The sequence below is a fragment of the Pseudaquabacterium terrae genome (genome assembly GCF_013266755.1).
Taxonomy (GTDB): Bacteria; Pseudomonadota; Gammaproteobacteria; order Burkholderiales; family Burkholderiaceae_C; genus Pseudaquabacterium; species Pseudaquabacterium terrae.
This window is the reverse complement of the sequence record NZ_JABRWJ010000017.1, coordinates 61,108-78,825: the sequence shown is the minus strand read 5'-3', so window position 1 is coordinate 78,825 and position 17,718 is coordinate 61,108. Positions and strand designations below refer to the sequence as shown.

The window sequence follows — 17,718 nt, the reverse complement described above, 5'->3', positions numbered from 1 at the left end:
CAGCGGCCCCATTGCGGACGACAGGGGTCGCAATGTCCCAATTCGAGATCCAAATCTCGGCCAAATCGGCTGCCTCCAACCAAATCGGCCGTACAGCTCACCTACCGTGAAACATGCGGGCTAAGCCCCTGCGCAGGCAGCACCAGCGCAGCCGAGCGACATGCACCAGATCCGCGGTGCCCGTCAGATCAGCCTGGTGCCGAAGGTGCCTTTCGTTGCCTCTTTCGCAATCTCCCAGCACGGTTGCTCTTCCGCGTCACAGGAGATACCCATGGCTGCGACTCGCACTCCTGGCATCACGATCGGCCCTGATGGCCGGTGCTTCATCGACAAGCGCTACCGCGGTGTTCGCATCGGCATGCGCGTCGGAGCCGTCACGCAGGAACAGGCTGAGCAACGCCTGCGCACGGAGATGGAGGACATCGACCGCGCCCTCGCCAATCCTTCACGACCGCGGTTTGCTGATTGCGCAGCGCGCTACCTTCTGCAGTCGCAGGACCTGCGCAGCCTTGAAGCGATCCGCATCCACGTTCGCCAGCTCGAGCCCTACATCGGGCATCTGGAGCCGCAGCAGATCCACGATGAGACCCTCGCACCGTTCGTCGGTGCGCGCATCGCCGACGGCGCCTGCGCGACGACGATCAACCGAAGCTTGGAGGTCGTGCGAACGATCCTGCACCGAGCCGCGCGTTCGTATCGCGACGAAACGGGTCGGCCGTGGTTGGACGCGCTGCCGCCGCTCATCACGATGCTGCCGGAGTCCAGGCGAGCGCCATACCCTATCACCTGGGATGAGCAGGACAGGCTCTTTCCGAAGTTGCCAGCGCACCTCGCGCGCATGGCACTGTTCGCCGTCAACACGGGGCTGCGCAACAGCAACGTCTGCGGGCTGCGCTGGCGCTGGGAAGTCCCTGTACCGGAGATCGGCCGCAGCGTATTTGTGATCCCCGCTGCGGCCATGAAGGCCAAGCGTGCGCAAGTTGTGATCCTCAACGACGCGGCGTGGTCGATCATTCAGAAGCTGCGCGGTCAGGATCCGGTCTGGGTCTTCACGTACCAGGGGCATCCCATCGGCACGATGAACAACACCCAAGGGGTCTTTTGCGCAACAGCCGCGGACGAGGTCGGTTCCTCTCTGGGCGCGGCCGCCGCGGCTGCCACGCAAAAAACTCTCTGCCTTATCACGACAGATGAGGCAAGTGCAGCCAAGGGCATGCCTGGCAACTTCAGACCGGCGGTTAGGCCTGGAGCAAATCGAGGTCCCCGACGGGCCAACTGGCGTCCGAGGTCGCGGCCTCGCACAGAATCTTCGCGGAACTCACCTACTCCTCATCGGCACCAGGGCAAGCGACACGCTGTCCACGATCGCGAACTGCACCGCAGTGCAGTGGGCCATTGCCCCCCCCCGCCCGGCGCAGCAGTCAGCGTCCAAGGTCCTTCGCGCTGACCCCGGCGATGCCCCAGTTTTCCTTCGGCACGTCGTGAATCCACACCCGCACGTTTTCCTTCGGGGCACCGACGGCCTCGACCAGCGCCTGGGTCACCTTTTCGATCACGGCCTGCTTCTGCTCGGCAGTGCGGCCTTCGATCATGTAGATCTGGGCGAACGGCATCGTGGTCTCCTTTCAGGCGGCCCGGGCCGGCATCAGGCCTCGCGCGCGGGCCAAGGTCAGTGCGGTGTCCTCGATCATGTCCTCCTGGCCCCCGACCATGCCGCGCCGGCCCAGTTCGACCAGCAGGTCCCGCGCCGGCACGCCGTACTTCTTCTCCGCGCGCTTGGCGAACAGCTCGAAGCTGCCGTAGACGCCGGCGTAGCCCAGCGTCAGGGCGTCGCGATCGATGCGGATCGGAAAATCCATCAGCGGAACGACGATGTCTTCGGCACGTCCTGGATCTTCCAGACGTCGATGCCGGTCTCGATACCCATGCGGTCGCACACCGCCACCAGCACCTCCATCGGCGTGTTGCCGGCACCGGCGCCCAGGCCCGCGGCGGCGGCGTCGATGCGCGTCGCGCCGGCCTCGATGGCGGCAATGCTGTTGGCCACGCCCATCGCCAGGTTGTGCTGGCCGTGGAAGCCGAGCTCGGTCTCGGGCTTCAGCGCAGCGCGCACGGCCGCCCCATACAGTCCCAATAAATAGGACACAACTCCCACAATGTTGTTTACTCAGATGTCCTTTCGCAGCATACTCATGCCACGTCTCACCGACCAAGGATTGCAAGTGAAGAGCATTAGATTCACGATCTGCAACAACATATGGGACTACGAACGTTTGTTCGCCAAGCCAACTTTTAAGACCTCTGCGATGCCCGGATCCAAATCGCTGCTGACGCTGCTGGCTCTCGCGTGTGCTGCGCTGACGCACACCGCGGCGCTGGCTCAGGGCGGCGCGGCGTGGCCGTCACGCCCTGTCACGCTTGTCGTGCCGTTCCCGCCCGGCGGCAATACCGACACCATGGGCCGCATCATCGGCGAGCGGCTGTCAGCGGTGCTAAAGCAGACGGTGATCGTGGACAACAAGCCGGGCGCTGGCAGCATGATCGGCTCGCAGTTCGTGGCCCGTTCCCTCCCGGACGGCCACACGCTGCTCGTGGGCAGCATCTCCAACGCGCTGAACCACTTCTTCTACCGCAAGCCGCTGTACGACATCACCAAGGACCTGGTGCCCGTGGCCCACCTGGTGCAGGTGCCGAACTACCTGGCGGTGGGGCCGAACGCCAAGTTCAAGACCTTGCCGGAGATCATCGCCTACGCGAAGGCTCACCCCAAGGGCCTGAGCTGCGCGACCACCGGCGTCGGCACCAGCCCGTACCTGTCGTGCGAGCTGTTCAAGCGCCTCGCGGGCGTCGACATCGTCAACGTGCCGTACAAGGGTGGCGCGCCGGCGCTGCAGGACGCGATGGGCGGCCAGGTGGACATGGTGTTCGCCAACGAGGCGCTGCCGTTCATTGCCGACAAGCGGCTGATCGGCGTCGCCGTGACGACCCCCAAGCGCAGCCCGTTCGCACCCGAGTTGCCGGCCATCGCCGAAACACTGCCGCGCTACGACGTGACCGCCTGGTATGGCGTCTTCGCCCCGGCCGGAACGCCGGAAGCGGTGATCCGGCGCCTGTCGGCCGAAATCAACGAGGCGCTGAAGGACGAGGTCGTGCTCGCGAAGCTGAAGACGCTCGGGGCGACCCCGGTGGTCGGCACGCCGAAGGACTTCGCCGCCTACGTCGACGCAGAATTGAAGCGTTGGGGCGACATCATCCGCCCGATGAACGTGAGCCTGGACTGAAGGCTCGCGCCATGCGCCACCCGCCCCCGCGCTTCGAGCGCTTCGTAAGCGCCTTCACGGCACTGGTCGACGCCGCGGGCGCCGACGAGCCCCGCATCCTGGCCGGCGGTCGCGCGCTGCTGGCCGACCTGGTGGGCGTCGACGACTGGTTGCCCACCGAGTACGCGCAGCCGGATCCGCACTACTACCGGCAGTACCTGCTGCACCTGGATCCGCGCGGCCGTTTCTGCGTGGTCAGCTTCGTCTGGGGGCCGGGTCAGAAGACGCCGGTGCACGACCATACCGTGTGGGGATTGATCGGCATGCTGCGCGGCGCCGAGCACGGCGAGGGCTTCCAGCCCGCCGCGGCGGGCGGGCCGATGCGCTCGCTCGGCAGGCACACACTGCGCCCCGGCGACGTCGAGCCGGTGTCGCCGGCGATCGGCGACATCCACCAGGTCGCCAACGCCTGCGACGACCGGGTCTCGATCAGCATCCACGTCTACGGCGCCGACATCGGCCGCGTCGCGCGCCATGTGTTCGACCCGGACACCGGCGCGATGAAGACCTTCACCTCCGGCTACGCCAACGCCGCGCAGGCGGCCTGAACGCGGAAAGCACGCGAATGCGAGTCACAAGGATCGAGACGCTGGCCTGCGACGCGGGCTGGCGCAACTACTTCTTCCTGAAACTCTGCACCGACGAAGGCATCGTCGGCTGGAGCGAATACGACGAGAGCTTCGGCTCGCCCGGCGTCGGCGCGGTGATCGACAAGCTGGCCGCGCGCGTGGTCGGGCAGGACGTGTTCGCGCACGAACGCATCTTCGCCGAGGTGAGCGCGCTGACGCGGCCGGCGCCCGGCGGCGTGATCGGCCAGGCGATCGGCGCGATCGAGAACGCGCTGCTCGATGCCAAGGCCAAGGCCTTGAACGTGCCGTGCTACGAGCTGCTGGGCGGCCTCGTCCGCGACCGCATCCCGGTCTACTGGTCGCACTGCCCGACGTGGCGCATCAACCATCCGAAGTTCTACGGCCCGGCGGTGACCGACCTCGAGGGCGTCAAGCGCACCGCGGCCGAGGCGCGCGAGCGCGGCTTCACCGCGCTGAAGACCAACCTGTTCATCCACGAGGACGGCGACGCCTATGCCTGGCGCCCCGGCTTCGCGGTGCCGTTCGAGCCCGGGCTGAACGTGAGCCCGAAGCTGATCCGCAACGTGCGCCGGCACCTGCAGGCGCTGCGCGAGGGCGCCGGCGACGACGTGCAGATCCTGATCGACCTGAACTTCAACGCCAGGCCCGAGGGCCTGCTGGCGCTGCTGCGTGCGCTCGACGACTTCGAGCTGTTCTGGGTCGAGATCGACACCGCCAATCCGAAGGCGCTGGCCTACGTGCGCTCGCACAGCCGGCAGCCGATCGCGTCGTGCGAGACGCTGTTCGGCGTGCGCGGCTTCCTGCCGTACTTCCAGGAGCAGGCGGTGGACGTCGCGATCGTCGACACGGTGTGGAACGGCGTCTGGCAGTCGATGAAGATCGCCGCGGCCGCGGAGGCGCACGACGTCAACGTCGCGCCGCACAACTTCTACGGCGACCTGTGCACGCTGATGAACATCCACTTCGCCGCCGCGGTGCCGAACCTGCGCGTGATGGAAGTCGACGTCGACCGCCTGCCGTGGGAGAAGGACCTGTTCACCCACGCGCCGGAATACGACGGCGGGCGCCTCGTCGTGCCGCAGCGCCCCGGCTGGGGCACCGAGCCCCTCGAGGAAGCGCTGCGTGCGCGGCCGCCCAAGGTCACCGGCGGACTGCTTCAGTACAAGCGCGCCTGAATACACGTTCGACCTGCTCATCTGCATCCGCATCCGCATCCCTTGATCCCCCATCCCGCAACCGAGGAAATTCCCATGCTGAACAACTGGATCGACCAGCTCAACAACACCCGCAAGGCCGCGGGCGACCTGATGAAGGCCAACCCCAAGCTGGTGGCCGGCTACCAGGGCCTGACGACGGCGCAGAACGGCAACGGTGCGCTCGACGCACGCACGCGCGAGCTGATCGCGCTGGCCGTGGCCGTGACGACGCAGTGCGACGGCTGCATCGCGTCGCACGCGAAGGCCGCGCGCCAGGCCGGCGTCACCGAAGCCGAGCTCGCCGATGCGCTGGGCACCGCGATCGCGCTGCGTGCCGGCGCGGCCTACGTGTACTCGGTGCGCGCGCTCGAGGCGTTCACGCAGTTCAAGCCCGAGTGAGGTCGCCGGATGCGGATCCTGATTCCCGAGGCGATGCACGCCGATGCGGTCGGGCTGCTGCGCAGCGCCGGGCATGAAGTCGTGTTCGACCCGCAACTGCGCTACGAGCCGGCGCGACTGCTGGACGAAGCCCCGCGCGCCGATGCACTGATCGTGCGCAACCGCACGCAGGTGCGCGGCGAGCTGCTGGACGCGCTGAAGCGCCTGCGCGTGGTCGGCCGGCTCGGCGTCGGGCTCGACAACATCGACCTCGAGGTCTGCCGCGCGCGCGGCATCGAGGTCGTGCCCGCCATCGGCGGCAACTCGCGCACGGTGGCCGAGTACATCCTGACCAGCGCGCTGATCCTGCTGCGCGGCGCCGCCGTCTACGGCAGCACCGCCGGCGTCGCCGCGGGGCAATGGCCGCGCACCCACGCGGAGCGCGGCCGCGAGATCGCCGGCCTCGTGTTCGGCATCGTCGGCTACGGCGCGATCGGCCGCGGCGCCGCGCAGATCGCGCAGGGCCTGGGCATGCGCGTGATCGCCTATGCGCGCAGCGGCGAACAGGCCGCGCGCCAGGGGCCGCCGGGCGTGGGCATCCGCTCGCTCGACGACGTGCTCGCCGAGGCCGACGTATTGAGCGTGAGCCTGCCCATCACGACGCAGACGCGCGACTTCATCGGCGAGCGGCAGATCGCGCGCATGAAGGCCGGTGCGGTGCTGGTCAACACCGCCCGCGGCGGCGTGGTCAACGAGCAGGCGCTGGTGCGCGCGCTGCGCGAAGGGCGCCTGGGCGGCGCGGCGGTCGACGTGTTCGAGCACGAGCCGCTGCCCGCTGGCTCGGCTCTAGCCGATCCGCCGCCCAACCTGCTCCTGACGCCGCACATCGCCGGCGTTAGCGCCGACTCGGAATTCCGCGTCGCCGACATCGTGGCGCGGCGGGTGATCGAGCTGCTGGCCGGCGCGCGAACGTAACCCCAACGAATGGAACCCTGCACATGTTCAAGGCCCTGATGCTCGAGCAGCCCGAGGCCGGCTCGACCGCACCGCGCGTGTCGATCGCCGACGTCGACGAATCTCAACTGCCCGACGGCGAGGTGACGGTTCGCGTGGCGTACTCGACGCTGAACTACAAGGACGGCCTGGCCATCACCGGCCGGGCACCGGTGGTGCGCAAGTACCCGATGGTGCCCGGCATCGACTTCGCCGGCACCGTCGAAGCCAGCGTCCATCCGGACTTCCGGCCCGGCGACGCGGTGATCCTCAACGGCTGGGGCGTCGGCGAATCGCGCTGGGGCGGGCTGTCGCAGCGCGCACGCGTGCCGGCCAGCTACCTGCTGCCGCTGCCGGCGGGCCTGAGCGCGCGAGATGCGATGGCGATCGGCACCGCCGGCTACACCGCGATGCTGTGCGTGCAGGCGCTGGAGGAGCAGGGCGTCACGCCGGCCGGCGGCGAGGTGCTGGTCACCGGCGCCAACGGCGGCGTCGGCAGCTTCGCGCTGGCCATCCTCGCCGCGCGCGGCTACGAGGTGATCGCGGCCACGGGCCGGCCCGAGCAGCAGGATCGCCTGAAGGCGCTCGGCGCCAAGGGCATCGTGGCGCGCGAGACGCTGTCGGCGTCCGGCAAGCCGCTGGCCAAGGAGCGCTGGGCCGCGGTGGTCGACAGCGTGGGCAGCCACACGCTGGCCAATGCCTGCGCTGCCACGCGCTACGGCGGCGTCGTCGCGGCCTGCGGCATGGCGCAGGGCCTGGACCTGCCCGGCAGCGTCGCGCCGTTCATCCTGCGCGGCGTGCGGCTGATCGGTGTCGACAGCGTGCAGGCGCCGATGCCGCGCCGGCGCCGCGCCTGGCAGGCGCTGGCCGAGGTCGCGCCCGCGGTGCTGGAGCGCATCGCCGAGGAGATCCCGCTCAGCGCGGCACCGGAGGCCGCGCGGCGCCTGCTCGACGGCCTCATTCCCGGTCGCGTGGTGGTCAACGTCAACGCAGTCTGAACGGCCGGAGCGCGCACATGGGACACCAGCAGGGCAGCACGCCGGTCGAGGCCGAGATGGCGCTCCCGCAGCGCGCCGATGGCGGCGACGGCTTGCGCCGCATCCACGAGGGTGCGCTGCAGTGGGCGATCACGACCCCCGACGCGCCCGCGCTCACCGAGGGCGCGCGCACGTGGAGCTATGCCGCGCTCGCGGCCTCGGTCGAGCGCGCCGCGGCCTTCCTGCGCGGCATCGGCGTGCGTGCCGGCGACCGTGTGATGCTGGTCGGCGAGAACGGCGCGGCGCTGGCCGCGTTCATCCTGGCGGCCAGCCGCCTCGATGCCTGCGCCGTGCTCGAGAACGCGCGCCGCGCGCCGCTGGAGGTGGACCGCATCTGCTGCCACTGCGACCCGCGCCGCGTGGTGTACCTCGTCGGCAACTCGCCGGACGCCCGCGCGCATGCGCTGCGGGCAGAGGCGTCGTTGTCGCGCCTGGACGAACTGGGCGAGGTGGCGTGCGGCCCGCTCAACGAATCCGCGGCGACCGATCCGGTGTCAGGCACCGAGCGCGACCTGGCGGTGCTGATCTACACCACCGGCACCACCGGCGAGCCCAAGGGCGTGATGCTGATGCACGCCAACCTGCTGTTCCTCGGCCGCATGATGGTGCAGCTGCGCCGCCTGCATCCGGCCGACCGCGTCTACGGCGCGCTGCCGATCACGCACGTGATGGGGCTGGCCGCCGTCTTCGGCGGCACTTTCCGCGCCGGCGCGCAGCTGTTCATCGTGCCGCGCTTCAACGTGGCGGACTGCGCGGCGGCGCTGGCCACGCACGGCATCACGATCATGCAAGGGGCGCCGGCGATGTTCGCCAAGCTGGCCGAGCATGCGCGCTCGCATCCCGTGGCCGCGCCGCGGCTGCGCTTCATCGCCGCCGGCGGCGCCCCCATCGATGCGACGGTGAAGGCCGACACCGAGGCCTTGTTCCCCGGGCTCACGCTGCACAACGGCTACGGCCTGACCGAGGGCTCCGGCCTGTGCTGGACGCGGCTGGACGATCCGCGCGCCGACGACAGCGTCGGTCGCGCACTGCCCGGCGTCGAGCTGAAGCTGCTGGACGCGCAGGGCCAGCCGGTGCCCGCGGGCGGCGTCGGCGAGCTGTGGGCGCGCGGCCCGCAGGTGATGCAGGGCTACTACCGCAACCCGGCGCTGACCGCGCGCGTGCTGCGCGACGGCGGCTGGTTCAACACCGAGGACCTGGCGCGCATCGACGCGGACGGCAACGTGTTCATCGTCGGCCGCACCAAGGACCTGATCATCAGCGGCGGCTTCAACGTCTATCCGCTCGAAGTGGAGAACGCGCTGAACGCCCACCCGGCCGTCGTGCACTCGGCGGTCGTCGGGCGGGCCGGGGCGAGCAGCGAGGACGTGATCGCCTTCGTCGAACTGGTGGCCGCGCAGCGGCCGGCACTCGCCGAGCTGCAGGCCTTCCTCGGCGAGCGGATCTCGCCGTACAAGCGGCCGCGCGAGATCTACGCGATGGCCGCGCTGCCGTGCTCGCCCAACGGCAAGGTACTGAAGAACCGCCTGAAGCAGATGCTGGCGCAGAGCGACATGCCAGACGCAACCCGGCTCGCCTGAGGGCCGACTGGAGAACCCATGGAATCGAGCAGCGACGTCGTCACCTACGAATCACGCGAAGGCGTGGCGACGATCACCATCAACCGCGCCGAGCGGCTCAACGCCATCAGCACCGAGGTCGAGCGGGGCCTGCAGCAGGCCTGGCTGCGCTTCAACGCCAGCGACGAGGACCGTGTCGCCGTACTGACCGGCGCCGGCGACCGGGCCTTCTCGTCCGGCCGCGACCGTGACGCGACCGAGCCGCCCGACTACCGCCGCTTCACCCCCGGCGCGGTGATCGAGGTGCACAAGCCGATCATCGCGGCGGTGGCCGGCTGGTGCGTCGGCGGCGCGGTGGTGCTGGTGCAGATGGCCGACCTGTGCGTGGCGGCCGAGAACGCGAAGTTCGTCTATCCGGAGGCCAAGATGGGTTTCGCCGGCGGCATGATCGCTTCGCTCGCCGGCCGCATCCCGCACAAGATCGCGATGGAGCTGATGCTGCTGGGCGAGGAGATCGGCGTCGAGCGCGCCTACCAGGTCGGCTTCGTCAACCGCGTCGTGCCGGTCGGCCGCCAGGTGCAGGAGGCACAGGCCATCGCGCATCGCATGGCGGCGCACGCGCCGCTGGTGATGGGGATGTTGAAGCGCTTCGCGGCCGACGTGCTGCCCAAGGGGCCGGTGGAGAAGAGCGCCCTCGCGCTGCGTGACACCGAGGCGGTGTTCGGCAGCGCCGACTTCCAGGAAGGCCTGGCCAGCCTGCGCGAGAAGCGCACGCCCCGTTTCAGCGGGCGCTGACGCAGCGGCCGTCGTCCGGGCCGGTCCGCAACCGGCGCCACCGTCTCCATCCGCCCGGCGGGCCGCAGGCGCCGCCGCTGGTTCAGCGCGCCCGGAAACTTCGTACGTTCGTCAATCAAATCCCATTATTCGGGATGAATGATGGGATGACGCCCTGTTTCTAGAGTGGTCCTTGCCAAGACCGGTGTGAGAGCAGTATTATCCAATATACAGGATCATAAAAACAAGATATGGGATACGCTGACGAATCAGTTGAGGGACCCGTCGAGCCCGACCAGGAGACCGAACCCGTGCTTCAGGCCCTACACACCATCGAGGCGGCGCCGCGTGGCGCCGCCGGGGACGCCGCGCTGCGCATCGGCAGCAGCCTCGACGTGCAGGACGTCGTCGGCCGCTACGGCCGGGCCGTCATCCTCGACAAGCTGAGCCTGTCGATCCGCCCCGGCGAGTTCCTCACGCTGCTGGGTCCCAGCGGCAGCGGCAAGTCGACGCTGCTGGCGATGATCGCGGGCTTCATGCCGGTCGACGAAGGCCGCATCCTGGTCGACGGCAAGCCGGTGCAGGACGTGCCGGCGCACAAGCGCGGCTTCGGCATGGTGTTCCAGAACTACGCGCTGTTCCCGCACATGACGGTGACGCAGAACATCGCGTTCCCGATGCACATGGCCGGCGTGGACCGCCTCAGCATCTCGCGCCGCGTCGACGAGGTGCTGCAGATCCTGCGCCTGGGCGACCATGCGCACAAGCTGCCGACGCAGCTGTCCGGCGGCCAGCAGCAGCGCGTGGCGATCGGCCGCGCGATCGCGCTGCGTCCGCGCGTGGTGCTGATGGACGAGCCGCTGTCGGCGCTGGACCGGCGGCTGCGCGAATCGACGCTGGTCGAGATCCGCGAGCTGCATCGGCAGCTCGGCATGACCATCGTGTTCGTCACGCACGACCAGGGCGAGGCGCTGGCACTGAGCGACCGCATCGCGGTGCTCGACGCCGGCCGCATCGTGCAGCTCGGCACGCCGGCGCAGCTGTACCGCGAGCCGGCCAACCACTTCGTGGCCAAGTTCGTCGGCGAATCGAACCTGCTCGACGTCGAGGTGATCGAGCGGCGCGGCGAGCTGGCCCGCGTGCGCGACGCAGCCGGCTTCGAGTTCGAGGCCGGCGTCGCCACGCCGAGCATCGGCCGCGGCCCCGCCAAGCTGCTGGTGCGCCCCGAGCGCGTGAGCCTGGTGTCGCCGCAGACACCCGGCGCGCTGCCGGCGCACGTCACCGACGCGGTGTTCCTGGGCGAGATCCTGCGCGTCGACCTGCGCCTGGCCAGCGGCGCGCACCTGCAGATGCGCACGCTCGACGGCGCGCATGCGCGGGTGCCGAGCATCGGCGACGAGGTGCACGTGGCGTGGGCGCAGGCCGACACGTGGGTGCTGGCATGAGCGTTGCCGTTCTGCCTTCGCACCACGCCCGGCTGCGCTGGCAGCGGCCGGGCGTGGCCTGGCTGCTCGCGCCGGCGGTCGTCTTCCTCGGCTTCATCTATGCGCTGCCGCTGCTGGACCTGGTGCGCATCAGCTTCCAGGGCCCGACGGCGTTCGCCCACTTCGCGCGCGTCTTCGCGGTGCCGCTGTACTGGGAATCGCTGGTGCGCACGATCGGCATCGCGGGCTCGGTGGTCGCGCTGTGCGCCGTCGTCGGCTACCCCGCGGCGCTGCTGATCTACCGCAGCACCGGCCTGCTCAAGACGGTGCTGATGGGCGCCGTCATCCTGCCGTACTTCCTGGCGATCCTGATCCGCACCTATGCGTGGATGGTGCTGCTCGGGCGCCGCGGCCCGATCAACCAGGTGCTGCAGTGGCTCGGGCTCACCGACGCACCGGCGGAGCTGCTGTTCAACCGCGGCGCCGTGCTGCTGGGCATGACCGCCGTGCTGCTGCCGCTGATGATCCTGACGATCTACAGCGGGCTGACGCGGCTCGACCCGGCCGTGCTGCGCGCCGGCCGTGCTGCAGGCGCCGGGCCGCTGGCCGTGTTCTGGCGCGTGCTGTTCCCGCAGACGCTGCCGAGCGTGGCCGCCGGCGGGCTGCTGGTGTTCGTCTCGGCGCTCGGCTTCTTCATCACGCCCACGCTGCTCGGCGGCCCGGGCGACCAGATGTTCGCGATGCACATCACGCAGCAGTCGGACTTCCTGACCAGCGAAGGCTTCCTGCAGGCATTGGCCGTGGTGCTGCTGGCGATCACGCTGCTGCTGGTGGCGGTGGCGAGCCGCTTCCTCGGGCTGGAGTTCATCTGGGGCGGGCAGAAGCTGCCCGCCGCCGCCCACGAACACCGGGGCGTGCACAGCCGCCTCGCGAAGACGCTGCACACCACGCTGGCCGACAGCGTCGGCTGGCCGCTGCTGCGCCTGCTCGGCCGGCTGCCCGAGCGCGTGGGCTCGTGGAGCGCCGGTGCCACCGGCCTGGGCGTGGTGCTGGTGCTGGTGCTGCCGATCGTGGTGGTCGCGGTGATCTCGTTCAGCAGCGCGAGCTACCTGTCGTTCCCGCCGCCCGGCTACTCGCTGCGCTGGTACCGCCAGTTCATTTCCGACAGCGGCTGGATGACGGCATTCGGCACCTCGGTCGGCATCGCGCTGCTGTCCGCGCTGCTGGCCCTGGTGCTGGGCGCCGCAGCCGCGCTGGCCATCGTGCGCTCGAGCTTTCGCGGCAAGGCGCTGGTGATGACGCTGCTGGTGAGCCCGCTGATCGTGCCGCCGGTGGTGCTGGGCCTGTCGCTCTACGCCTACGTGCTGCGCCTGGACCTGATCGGCACCGTGCCCGGCGTCGCGATGGCGCATGCCATCGGCGGCATCCCGCTGGTGGTGGTGCTGGTCGCGGCCTCGCTGCAATCGGTCGACCGCTCGCTCGAGCGCGCCGCCGCCGTGCACGGCGCCGCGCCGTGGCGGGTGTTCACGCAGGTCACGCTGCCCGCCATCGCGCCGGGCCTGGGCGCGGCCGCGTTCTTCGCCTTCCTGCATTCCTTCGACGAACTGGTGCTGTCCATGTTCCTCGCCGGATCGACCATGTCCACGCTGCCGCTGCGCCTGTGGGCCGACGTCAACTACCAGCTCAACCCGGTGCTGGCGGTGGTCTCCACGCTCGAGGTCGTGCTGGTCGTCGCAGGGATCTCTTTCGCTCGCCGGACGCTGGCAGGTCGACCCTAGCGCCTGCCCGGTACTCCATTCACTTTCCAAGCTAGGCCAGGAGACACCCCATGAAGCTCAAACCGCTGGCAGCCGCGCTCGCGCTCACCGCCGTCTGCAGCGCGCCCGCATCGGCGCAGAACAAGGAAGTGATCATGCAGGACCCGGGCGGCGCCTACGGCGAAGCCTTGCGTCGCCTGATGTACGACCCGTTCACCAAGGAGACCGGCATCAAGGTCACGACGGTGCAGGAAGCGCGCAGCGGCCCGCGCGTCAAGGCGCAGGTCGCTGCCGGCAAGACCGAGTGGGACCTGGTGTTCATCTTCGACCAGGAAACCAAGCTGCTCGCCGACTGCTGCCTGGCGAAGATCGACTACGACAAGCTGACCCCCGAGGCCCGCAAGACCGTGGCCTCGCTGCCCAAGGACGCGGTGCGGCCCAACGGCGTCGCGCTGCAGGTCATCGGCGTGGTGATGGCCTACAACACCCAGAAGTACGCGGCCACGCGGCCCAACAGCTGGGCCGATTTCTGGGACGTGAAGAAGTTTCCCGGCAAGCGCTGCATGCCCGGCTGGTCGCGCTTCGTCTACGAGGCCGCGCTGATGGCCGACGGCGTGCCGAAGGAGAAGCTGTATCCGATCGATGCCGACCGGGCGCTGAAGAAGATCGGCGAGATCAAGCCGCACGTCGTGAAGTGGTGGCAGACGGCCGCCCAGGCGCCGCAGCTGCTGCTCGACGGCGAGGCGGACATGTGCATGGCCTATGCCGGCCGCATCAACGACCTGCTGATCAAGGAGCCGGAGACGCCGCTGAACATGACCTGGAACCAGGGCTTCACGTACTACGACTTCTTCTCGATCCCGAAGAACTCGCCGAACCCGGAGGCCGCGCACAAGCTGCTGTCGTACCGCCTGGACGCCAACAACGCGGCCCGCCTGGCCGAGTTCTACGCGGTGCCGGTGCCCTCGCCCCTGGTCTACGAGGCGGGCAACCCGAAGCTGAAGTCGCGCTGGCCGAACAACCCCGAGAACCTGAAGGTGGCGGTGGCCTGGAACGCCGACTACTGGGGCAGCAAGGCGCCGGACGGCCGCACGCAGGAGGAGTACCTGCAGGAGAGGCTCAACGCGCTGCTGGCCAGCAAATAGCGAGCGCCCGAACGCCGGCAGACGTGCAGCGGCGGGCGCGATCGCAGAGAGCGCAAGCACCTACGGCTGTCCAGCCACTGAAGTTGGTCGCCTGCATCAGGATGCAATCAAATGACCCCAGACCAGGACCTCGCCGTCCGCGGCGAAATCGTCGACGCCCTGCAGAGTATGGCCCGCCTGGGCATCAACAAGGGCACGGCCGGCAACATCAGCGTGCGAGCCCAGCACGGCTTCTACATCTCTCCGACGGGGCTGCCGTACGAGGGCATGACCCCCGACAAGATCGTCCTCGTGCATTGGAATGGGTCCTTCGAAGGCGAGGTGCTGCCTTCGAGTGAATGGCAATTCCACAGGGAGATCCTCGCGGAGCGGCCGGAATTGAACGCCGTGGTGCACACGCATTCGACGAACGCGACGGCCGTGAGCATCCTCGAGCGCCCGATCCCGGCCATCCACTACGTCATCGCCGGCGCTGGCGGCAACAACATTCCATGTGCCAAGTACGAGACCTTCGGATCCGAGGAATTGGCACGCTCGATCGTGACGGCGATGCGAGGCCGGCGTGCCTGCCTCATCGCCCACCACGGCACGGTTGCAGCCGGCGTCACGCTCGCGAAAGCGATGAATCTCGCCGTGACCGTCGAGGAACTGGCCACGCTTTACCTGGCCTGCCTTCCCTTCGGCGAGCCGCCCACGCTTTCTGACGAAGAGATGGACCGCGTGCTCCGGAAGTACGGCACTTACGGTCAGCAGCCCGCGTCGCGGGCGGGCTGAGCGCCACCTCTTTCCGACCGCATCGGTTCACTTTCCCGGAGCAAGTTCACTGCCATGCATACCACCTATGACGTCAGCGTCTGCGGAACGTACATCCTCGACATCGTCGGTGTTCCTGTTTCCGAGATTCCTCCCGGCGGCAGCCGTATTTTTCTCGACGAGATCCGGCTCACGGTCGCCGGCACGGCCGGCGGCACGGCGGTGCCGTGCGGCCGGCTCGGCTTGCGTACCCGCGCTGTCGGCGCGGTCGGCTCGGATGAGAAGGCTCAATGGATCCTCGACACCCTGGCACGCGAAGGAATTGATACGTCGCTCATGGAACAGATCGAGGGCTTGCCCACGTCTGCCACCATTTTGCCAATCCGCCCGGACGGCTCCCGTCCGGTGCTGCATGCCCGCGGCGCATCGGCCCATTGGCGCATAACCCCTTCGGTGCAAGCGGCCGCTTGCCAGAGCAAGGTCCTCCATCTCGGCGGCGTCGGTTCGCTGCTGGCGATGGACGGTGAGCCCAGCGTCGCGCTGCTGCGGGATGCGAAAGCTGCAGGCTGCATCACGACGCTCGACCTGATCCAGGCGCGCAGCGAAACGCTGGCCAAGGTCGAACCGCTCATGCCCTACGTCGACTTCTTCATGCCCAGCATCGACGAGACGCATGCATTGATGGGGTCCGCAGATCCCGAGACATGTGCGCGCTATTTCATCGACAAAGGGGCGCGCGCGTGTGCCGTCTCGCTGGGTGCGGACGGCTCCTTCGTGATGACGCGCGACGGCTTGAAGTTCGCCGTACCCGCCCACGACATCCAGGTGCGCGACACGTCGGGCTGCGGTGACGCGTACACCGGCGGCTTCATCGCGGGCCTGGTGCACGACTGGGACCTGCGGGATTGCGCACGCCTGGCTACCGCCACGTCTGCCATCGTGGCGACCGGCGTCGGTTCCGGCGCCAACTTGGTGTCGTTCGACGAGACGGTCCGGATGATGAACACCACCCCGAAGCGCACCTCAGCTTACGCCTGACGGCGAACTATCGAAGAAGGAGATCCTCATGACTGACGAGAACACCACCGGCAAGGTGGCATTGGTGACCGGTGCCAGCCGTGGCATTGGACAGGCCATCGCTGTCGGCTTCGCTGCAGCCGGCTATGACGTGGTCCTCACCGACCTCCCGAGCACCGAACGCGATCTGCGCAAGACGGCCGACAAGATTTCAAGCTGCGGTCGCCAAGCGCACGTGTACCTGCTCGATGTCTCGAATCGGGAGCAAGTCGAGCAGACGGTGCACCAGGCCATCGCCGCCGCTGGCCGCATCGACGTGCTGATCAACAACGCGGGCATCCTCAAGCTTTCTTCGCTCCAGGACATTGACGACAAGACCTGGAACTCGCACTTCGACGTCAACGTCAAAGGTGTACTGATGATGTGCCAAGCGGTCGTGCCCCACATGCGTGAGCGCAAGTCCGGGCGCATCATCAACATGGCGTCGGTCGCTGCCCGCAAGGGGGCTCCAATGCAAGGCCACTACGCCGCAACGAAAGCCGCGGTCGTCACCCTGACGCGTGTGCTCGCTCAGGAGATCGGCGAGGACGGAATCACCGTGAATGCACTGTGTCCCGGGATCATCCTTACCGAAATGGGAAGGAACAATCTGGGCAGCGAGGAAGCCGTCTTCAAATGGGAGCAGGCGACGGCGCTCAAGCGCCTTGGGGCCCCTGAGGATGTCGTCGGACCAGCGCTGTTCTTTGCCTCCGAGCAGTCGCGCTTCGTGACGGGACAGGCGCTGAATGTCTGCGGCGGCCTTCACTTCCACTGAGACGTCGAAGTCCGGTCCAGCGAGGTGAACACGTCTCGCGACGCGCCCCAGCCCATGTGGCCAACGCACCCCCGCCCCGATCTGCTGCTAGTCTGCGACTGCGACGGCGTCCTGATCGAGAGCGAAGCGGTCGTCGGCGACGTACTCGTGGACGAACTCCAGCGGTGCTGGCCGGGTGCAGATGTGCGTCCGGTCGTCACGCCGCTGCTCGGCCGCCGAATCGTGGAGGTCTTGCAGATCACGGCTTCGATGGTCGGCAAGCCCTTGCCAGCCGACGCCATCCAGGCGATTCGCCGTCGGGCTCTCGACGCTGCGATCCGGGCGCCGATGGTCGACGGAATCCACGAGGCGTTGTCTCAAATTCCATTGCACAAAGCTTGCGCCAGCAACAGCGTGTTCAGCTATGTCACGGAAGTCCTGCGTCGCACCGGACTTTCAGGCACCTTCGGGGATCGGGTCTTCACAGGCGACATGGTCTCTCGGCCGAAGCCAGCGCCCGATGTGTACCTGCTGGCAGCGCGATCGTCGAAAGTCGCGCCGAGCCGCTGCCTCGTCATCGAAGACAGCGTTGCAGGCGCGTCGGCAGCACTCGCCGCCGGCATGACGGTGTTCGCCTATGCCGGATTGGCGCATGACCACCAGGTGCAGGGCCTGCGGTTGCGGGAAGCCGGCGTCCACCAGACTTTCCACGACATGAAGCAACTTCCCGACCTCGTGCAGCGATGGGTGAAGGAAGTGGGCGCCGTCCCGATGAAGAGATCCATCGAATGACGAACTGCCAGGACACCCAGCTAGTGATCGACGGGCGGTTCCGCCTGCGCGAGAAGCGCGCGCCGCGTTTTCAGCGGGCGCTGACGCGCGCGATCGAGCCGACGAGGAGACCCGCGAAGTCCACTTTTGCACACCCACCCCGATCGGCGCGGTACGCCCCTCGCGGGCCGAGCTCGGTCGTTGCACGACG

At 68.6% G+C, this 17,718-nt stretch carries 17 protein-coding genes and 1 pseudogene; 16 read left to right on the top strand and 2 right to left on the bottom strand.

The features are described 5' to 3' along the window. The first annotated feature begins 271 nt into the window (after positions 1-271). Positions 272-1,447 carry a site-specific integrase gene (locus HLB44_RS34415; protein WP_173134651.1) on the top strand — a complete coding sequence of 392 codons (1,176 nt, stop codon included), beginning with the start codon at positions 272-274 and terminating at the stop codon, positions 1,445-1,447. Here the strand turns inward: HLB44_RS34415 and HLB44_RS34410 are convergent. Then, positions 1,422-1,613 (bottom strand): 2-hydroxymuconate tautomerase, encoded by a 192-nt coding sequence (locus HLB44_RS34410; protein ID WP_173132021.1) that lies wholly within the window; start codon positions 1,611-1,613, stop codon positions 1,422-1,424. The two genes, HLB44_RS34415 and HLB44_RS34410, sit on opposite strands and share 26 nt — an antisense overlap. Positions 1,614-1,625: 12 nt before the next feature. Further along, positions 1,626-2,119 (bottom strand): annotated as a pseudogene (locus HLB44_RS34405) (4-hydroxy-2-oxovalerate aldolase); the annotation flags it as partial. 73 nt (positions 2,120-2,192) lie between these two features. Here HLB44_RS34405 and HLB44_RS34400 point away from each other — a divergent pair. The 15 genes from HLB44_RS34400 (at position 2,193) to HLB44_RS34330 (ending at position 17,528) form a co-directional block, all read left to right on the top strand. Continuing rightward, complete coding sequence (locus HLB44_RS34400) at positions 2,193-3,281, top strand: tripartite tricarboxylate transporter substrate binding protein (RefSeq protein ID WP_246312633.1); 1,089 nt, start codon at positions 2,193-2,195, stop codon at positions 3,279-3,281. 11 nt (positions 3,282-3,292) lie between these two features. Then, positions 3,293-3,868, top strand: a complete 576-nt coding sequence (locus HLB44_RS34395) for a cysteine dioxygenase family protein (protein WP_173134648.1) — start codon at positions 3,293-3,295, stop codon at positions 3,866-3,868. Positions 3,869-3,885: 17 nt separating this feature from the next. Next, on the top strand, positions 3,886-5,085 hold the full coding sequence (locus HLB44_RS34390) for a mandelate racemase/muconate lactonizing enzyme family protein (RefSeq protein ID WP_173134645.1): 1,200 nt from the start codon (positions 3,886-3,888) through the stop codon (positions 5,083-5,085). 75 nt (positions 5,086-5,160) lie between these two features. Next, positions 5,161-5,505: a carboxymuconolactone decarboxylase family protein gene (locus HLB44_RS34385; protein WP_173134642.1), complete on the top strand. Its 345-nt coding sequence runs from the start codon at positions 5,161-5,163 to the stop codon at positions 5,503-5,505. Between the two features lie 9 nt (positions 5,506-5,514). Continuing rightward, positions 5,515-6,459 (top strand): hydroxyacid dehydrogenase, encoded by a 945-nt coding sequence (locus HLB44_RS34380; protein ID WP_173134639.1) that lies wholly within the window; start codon positions 5,515-5,517, stop codon positions 6,457-6,459. Positions 6,460-6,482: 23 nt separating this feature from the next. Beyond that, positions 6,483-7,475 carry an acrylyl-CoA reductase (NADPH) gene (gene acuI, locus HLB44_RS34375; RefSeq protein ID WP_173134636.1) on the top strand — a complete coding sequence of 331 codons (993 nt, stop codon included), beginning with the start codon at positions 6,483-6,485 and terminating at the stop codon, positions 7,473-7,475. A 17-nt stretch (positions 7,476-7,492) separates the two neighbouring features. Continuing rightward, complete coding sequence (locus tag HLB44_RS34370) at positions 7,493-9,094, top strand: class I adenylate-forming enzyme family protein (RefSeq protein ID WP_173134633.1); 1,602 nt, start codon at positions 7,493-7,495, stop codon at positions 9,092-9,094. Between the two features lie 18 nt (positions 9,095-9,112). Then, a complete protein-coding gene (locus HLB44_RS34365; protein ID WP_173134630.1) occupies positions 9,113-9,868 on the top strand; it encodes an enoyl-CoA hydratase/isomerase family protein in 756 nt (251 codons plus the stop codon). Positions 9,869-10,158: 290 nt separating this feature from the next. Then, positions 10,159-11,292, top strand: coding sequence for an ABC transporter ATP-binding protein (locus HLB44_RS34360; protein WP_217283926.1), 1,134 nt, complete (start codon positions 10,159-10,161; stop codon positions 11,290-11,292). Continuing rightward, complete coding sequence (locus HLB44_RS34355; protein ID WP_173134624.1) at positions 11,289-13,049, top strand: ABC transporter permease subunit; 1,761 nt, start codon at positions 11,289-11,291, stop codon at positions 13,047-13,049. Before HLB44_RS34360 ends, HLB44_RS34355 begins: the two co-directional genes overlap by 4 nt. Before the next feature lie 50 nt (positions 13,050-13,099). Beyond that, complete coding sequence (locus HLB44_RS34350) at positions 13,100-14,173, top strand: ABC transporter substrate-binding protein (RefSeq protein ID WP_173134621.1); 1,074 nt, start codon at positions 13,100-13,102, stop codon at positions 14,171-14,173. A gap of 111 nt (positions 14,174-14,284) precedes the next feature. Then, entirely contained in the window at positions 14,285-14,947 is a 663-nt protein-coding gene (locus HLB44_RS34345) for a class II aldolase/adducin family protein (RefSeq protein WP_173134618.1), read from the top strand. Between the two features lie 54 nt (positions 14,948-15,001). Further along, positions 15,002-15,964 carry a carbohydrate kinase family protein gene (locus HLB44_RS34340; RefSeq protein ID WP_173134615.1) on the top strand — a complete coding sequence of 321 codons (963 nt, stop codon included), beginning with the start codon at positions 15,002-15,004 and terminating at the stop codon, positions 15,962-15,964. A 28-nt stretch (positions 15,965-15,992) separates the two neighbouring features. Further along, the gene (locus HLB44_RS34335; protein WP_173134613.1) at positions 15,993-16,757 is read left to right on the top strand and encodes an SDR family NAD(P)-dependent oxidoreductase; all 765 of its coding nucleotides are present in this window, start codon (positions 15,993-15,995) and stop codon (positions 16,755-16,757) included. Positions 16,758-16,811: 54 nt separating this feature from the next. Then, positions 16,812-17,528, top strand: coding sequence for an HAD family hydrolase (locus tag HLB44_RS34330; RefSeq protein WP_173134610.1), 717 nt, complete (start codon positions 16,812-16,814; stop codon positions 17,526-17,528). The last annotated feature ends 190 nt before the right edge of the window (positions 17,529-17,718 follow it).

Coding starts and splice junctions, on each gene's coding strand:
- HLB44_RS34415 (WP_173134651.1), top strand. CDS start 272: ATGGCTGCGACTCGCACTCCTGGCATCACGATCGGCCCTGATGGCCGG.
- HLB44_RS34410 (WP_173132021.1), bottom strand. CDS start 1,613: ATGCCGTTCGCCCAGATCTACATGATCGAAGGCCGCACTGCCGAGCAG.
- HLB44_RS34400 (WP_246312633.1), top strand. CDS start 2,193: ATGCCACGTCTCACCGACCAAGGATTGCAAGTGAAGAGCATTAGATTC.
- HLB44_RS34395 (WP_173134648.1), top strand. CDS start 3,293: ATGCGCCACCCGCCCCCGCGCTTCGAGCGCTTCGTAAGCGCCTTCACG.
- HLB44_RS34390 (WP_173134645.1), top strand. CDS start 3,886: ATGCGAGTCACAAGGATCGAGACGCTGGCCTGCGACGCGGGCTGGCGC.
- HLB44_RS34385 (WP_173134642.1), top strand. CDS start 5,161: ATGCTGAACAACTGGATCGACCAGCTCAACAACACCCGCAAGGCCGCG.
- HLB44_RS34380 (WP_173134639.1), top strand. CDS start 5,515: ATGCGGATCCTGATTCCCGAGGCGATGCACGCCGATGCGGTCGGGCTG.
- acuI (WP_173134636.1), top strand. CDS start 6,483: ATGTTCAAGGCCCTGATGCTCGAGCAGCCCGAGGCCGGCTCGACCGCA.
- HLB44_RS34370 (WP_173134633.1), top strand. CDS start 7,493: ATGGGACACCAGCAGGGCAGCACGCCGGTCGAGGCCGAGATGGCGCTC.
- HLB44_RS34365 (WP_173134630.1), top strand. CDS start 9,113: ATGGAATCGAGCAGCGACGTCGTCACCTACGAATCACGCGAAGGCGTG.
- HLB44_RS34355 (WP_173134624.1), top strand. CDS start 11,289: ATGAGCGTTGCCGTTCTGCCTTCGCACCACGCCCGGCTGCGCTGGCAG.
- HLB44_RS34350 (WP_173134621.1), top strand. CDS start 13,100: ATGAAGCTCAAACCGCTGGCAGCCGCGCTCGCGCTCACCGCCGTCTGC.
- HLB44_RS34345 (WP_173134618.1), top strand. CDS start 14,285: ATGACCCCAGACCAGGACCTCGCCGTCCGCGGCGAAATCGTCGACGCC.
- HLB44_RS34340 (WP_173134615.1), top strand. CDS start 15,002: ATGCATACCACCTATGACGTCAGCGTCTGCGGAACGTACATCCTCGAC.
- HLB44_RS34335 (WP_173134613.1), top strand. CDS start 15,993: ATGACTGACGAGAACACCACCGGCAAGGTGGCATTGGTGACCGGTGCC.
- HLB44_RS34330 (WP_173134610.1), top strand. CDS start 16,812: ATGTGGCCAACGCACCCCCGCCCCGATCTGCTGCTAGTCTGCGACTGC.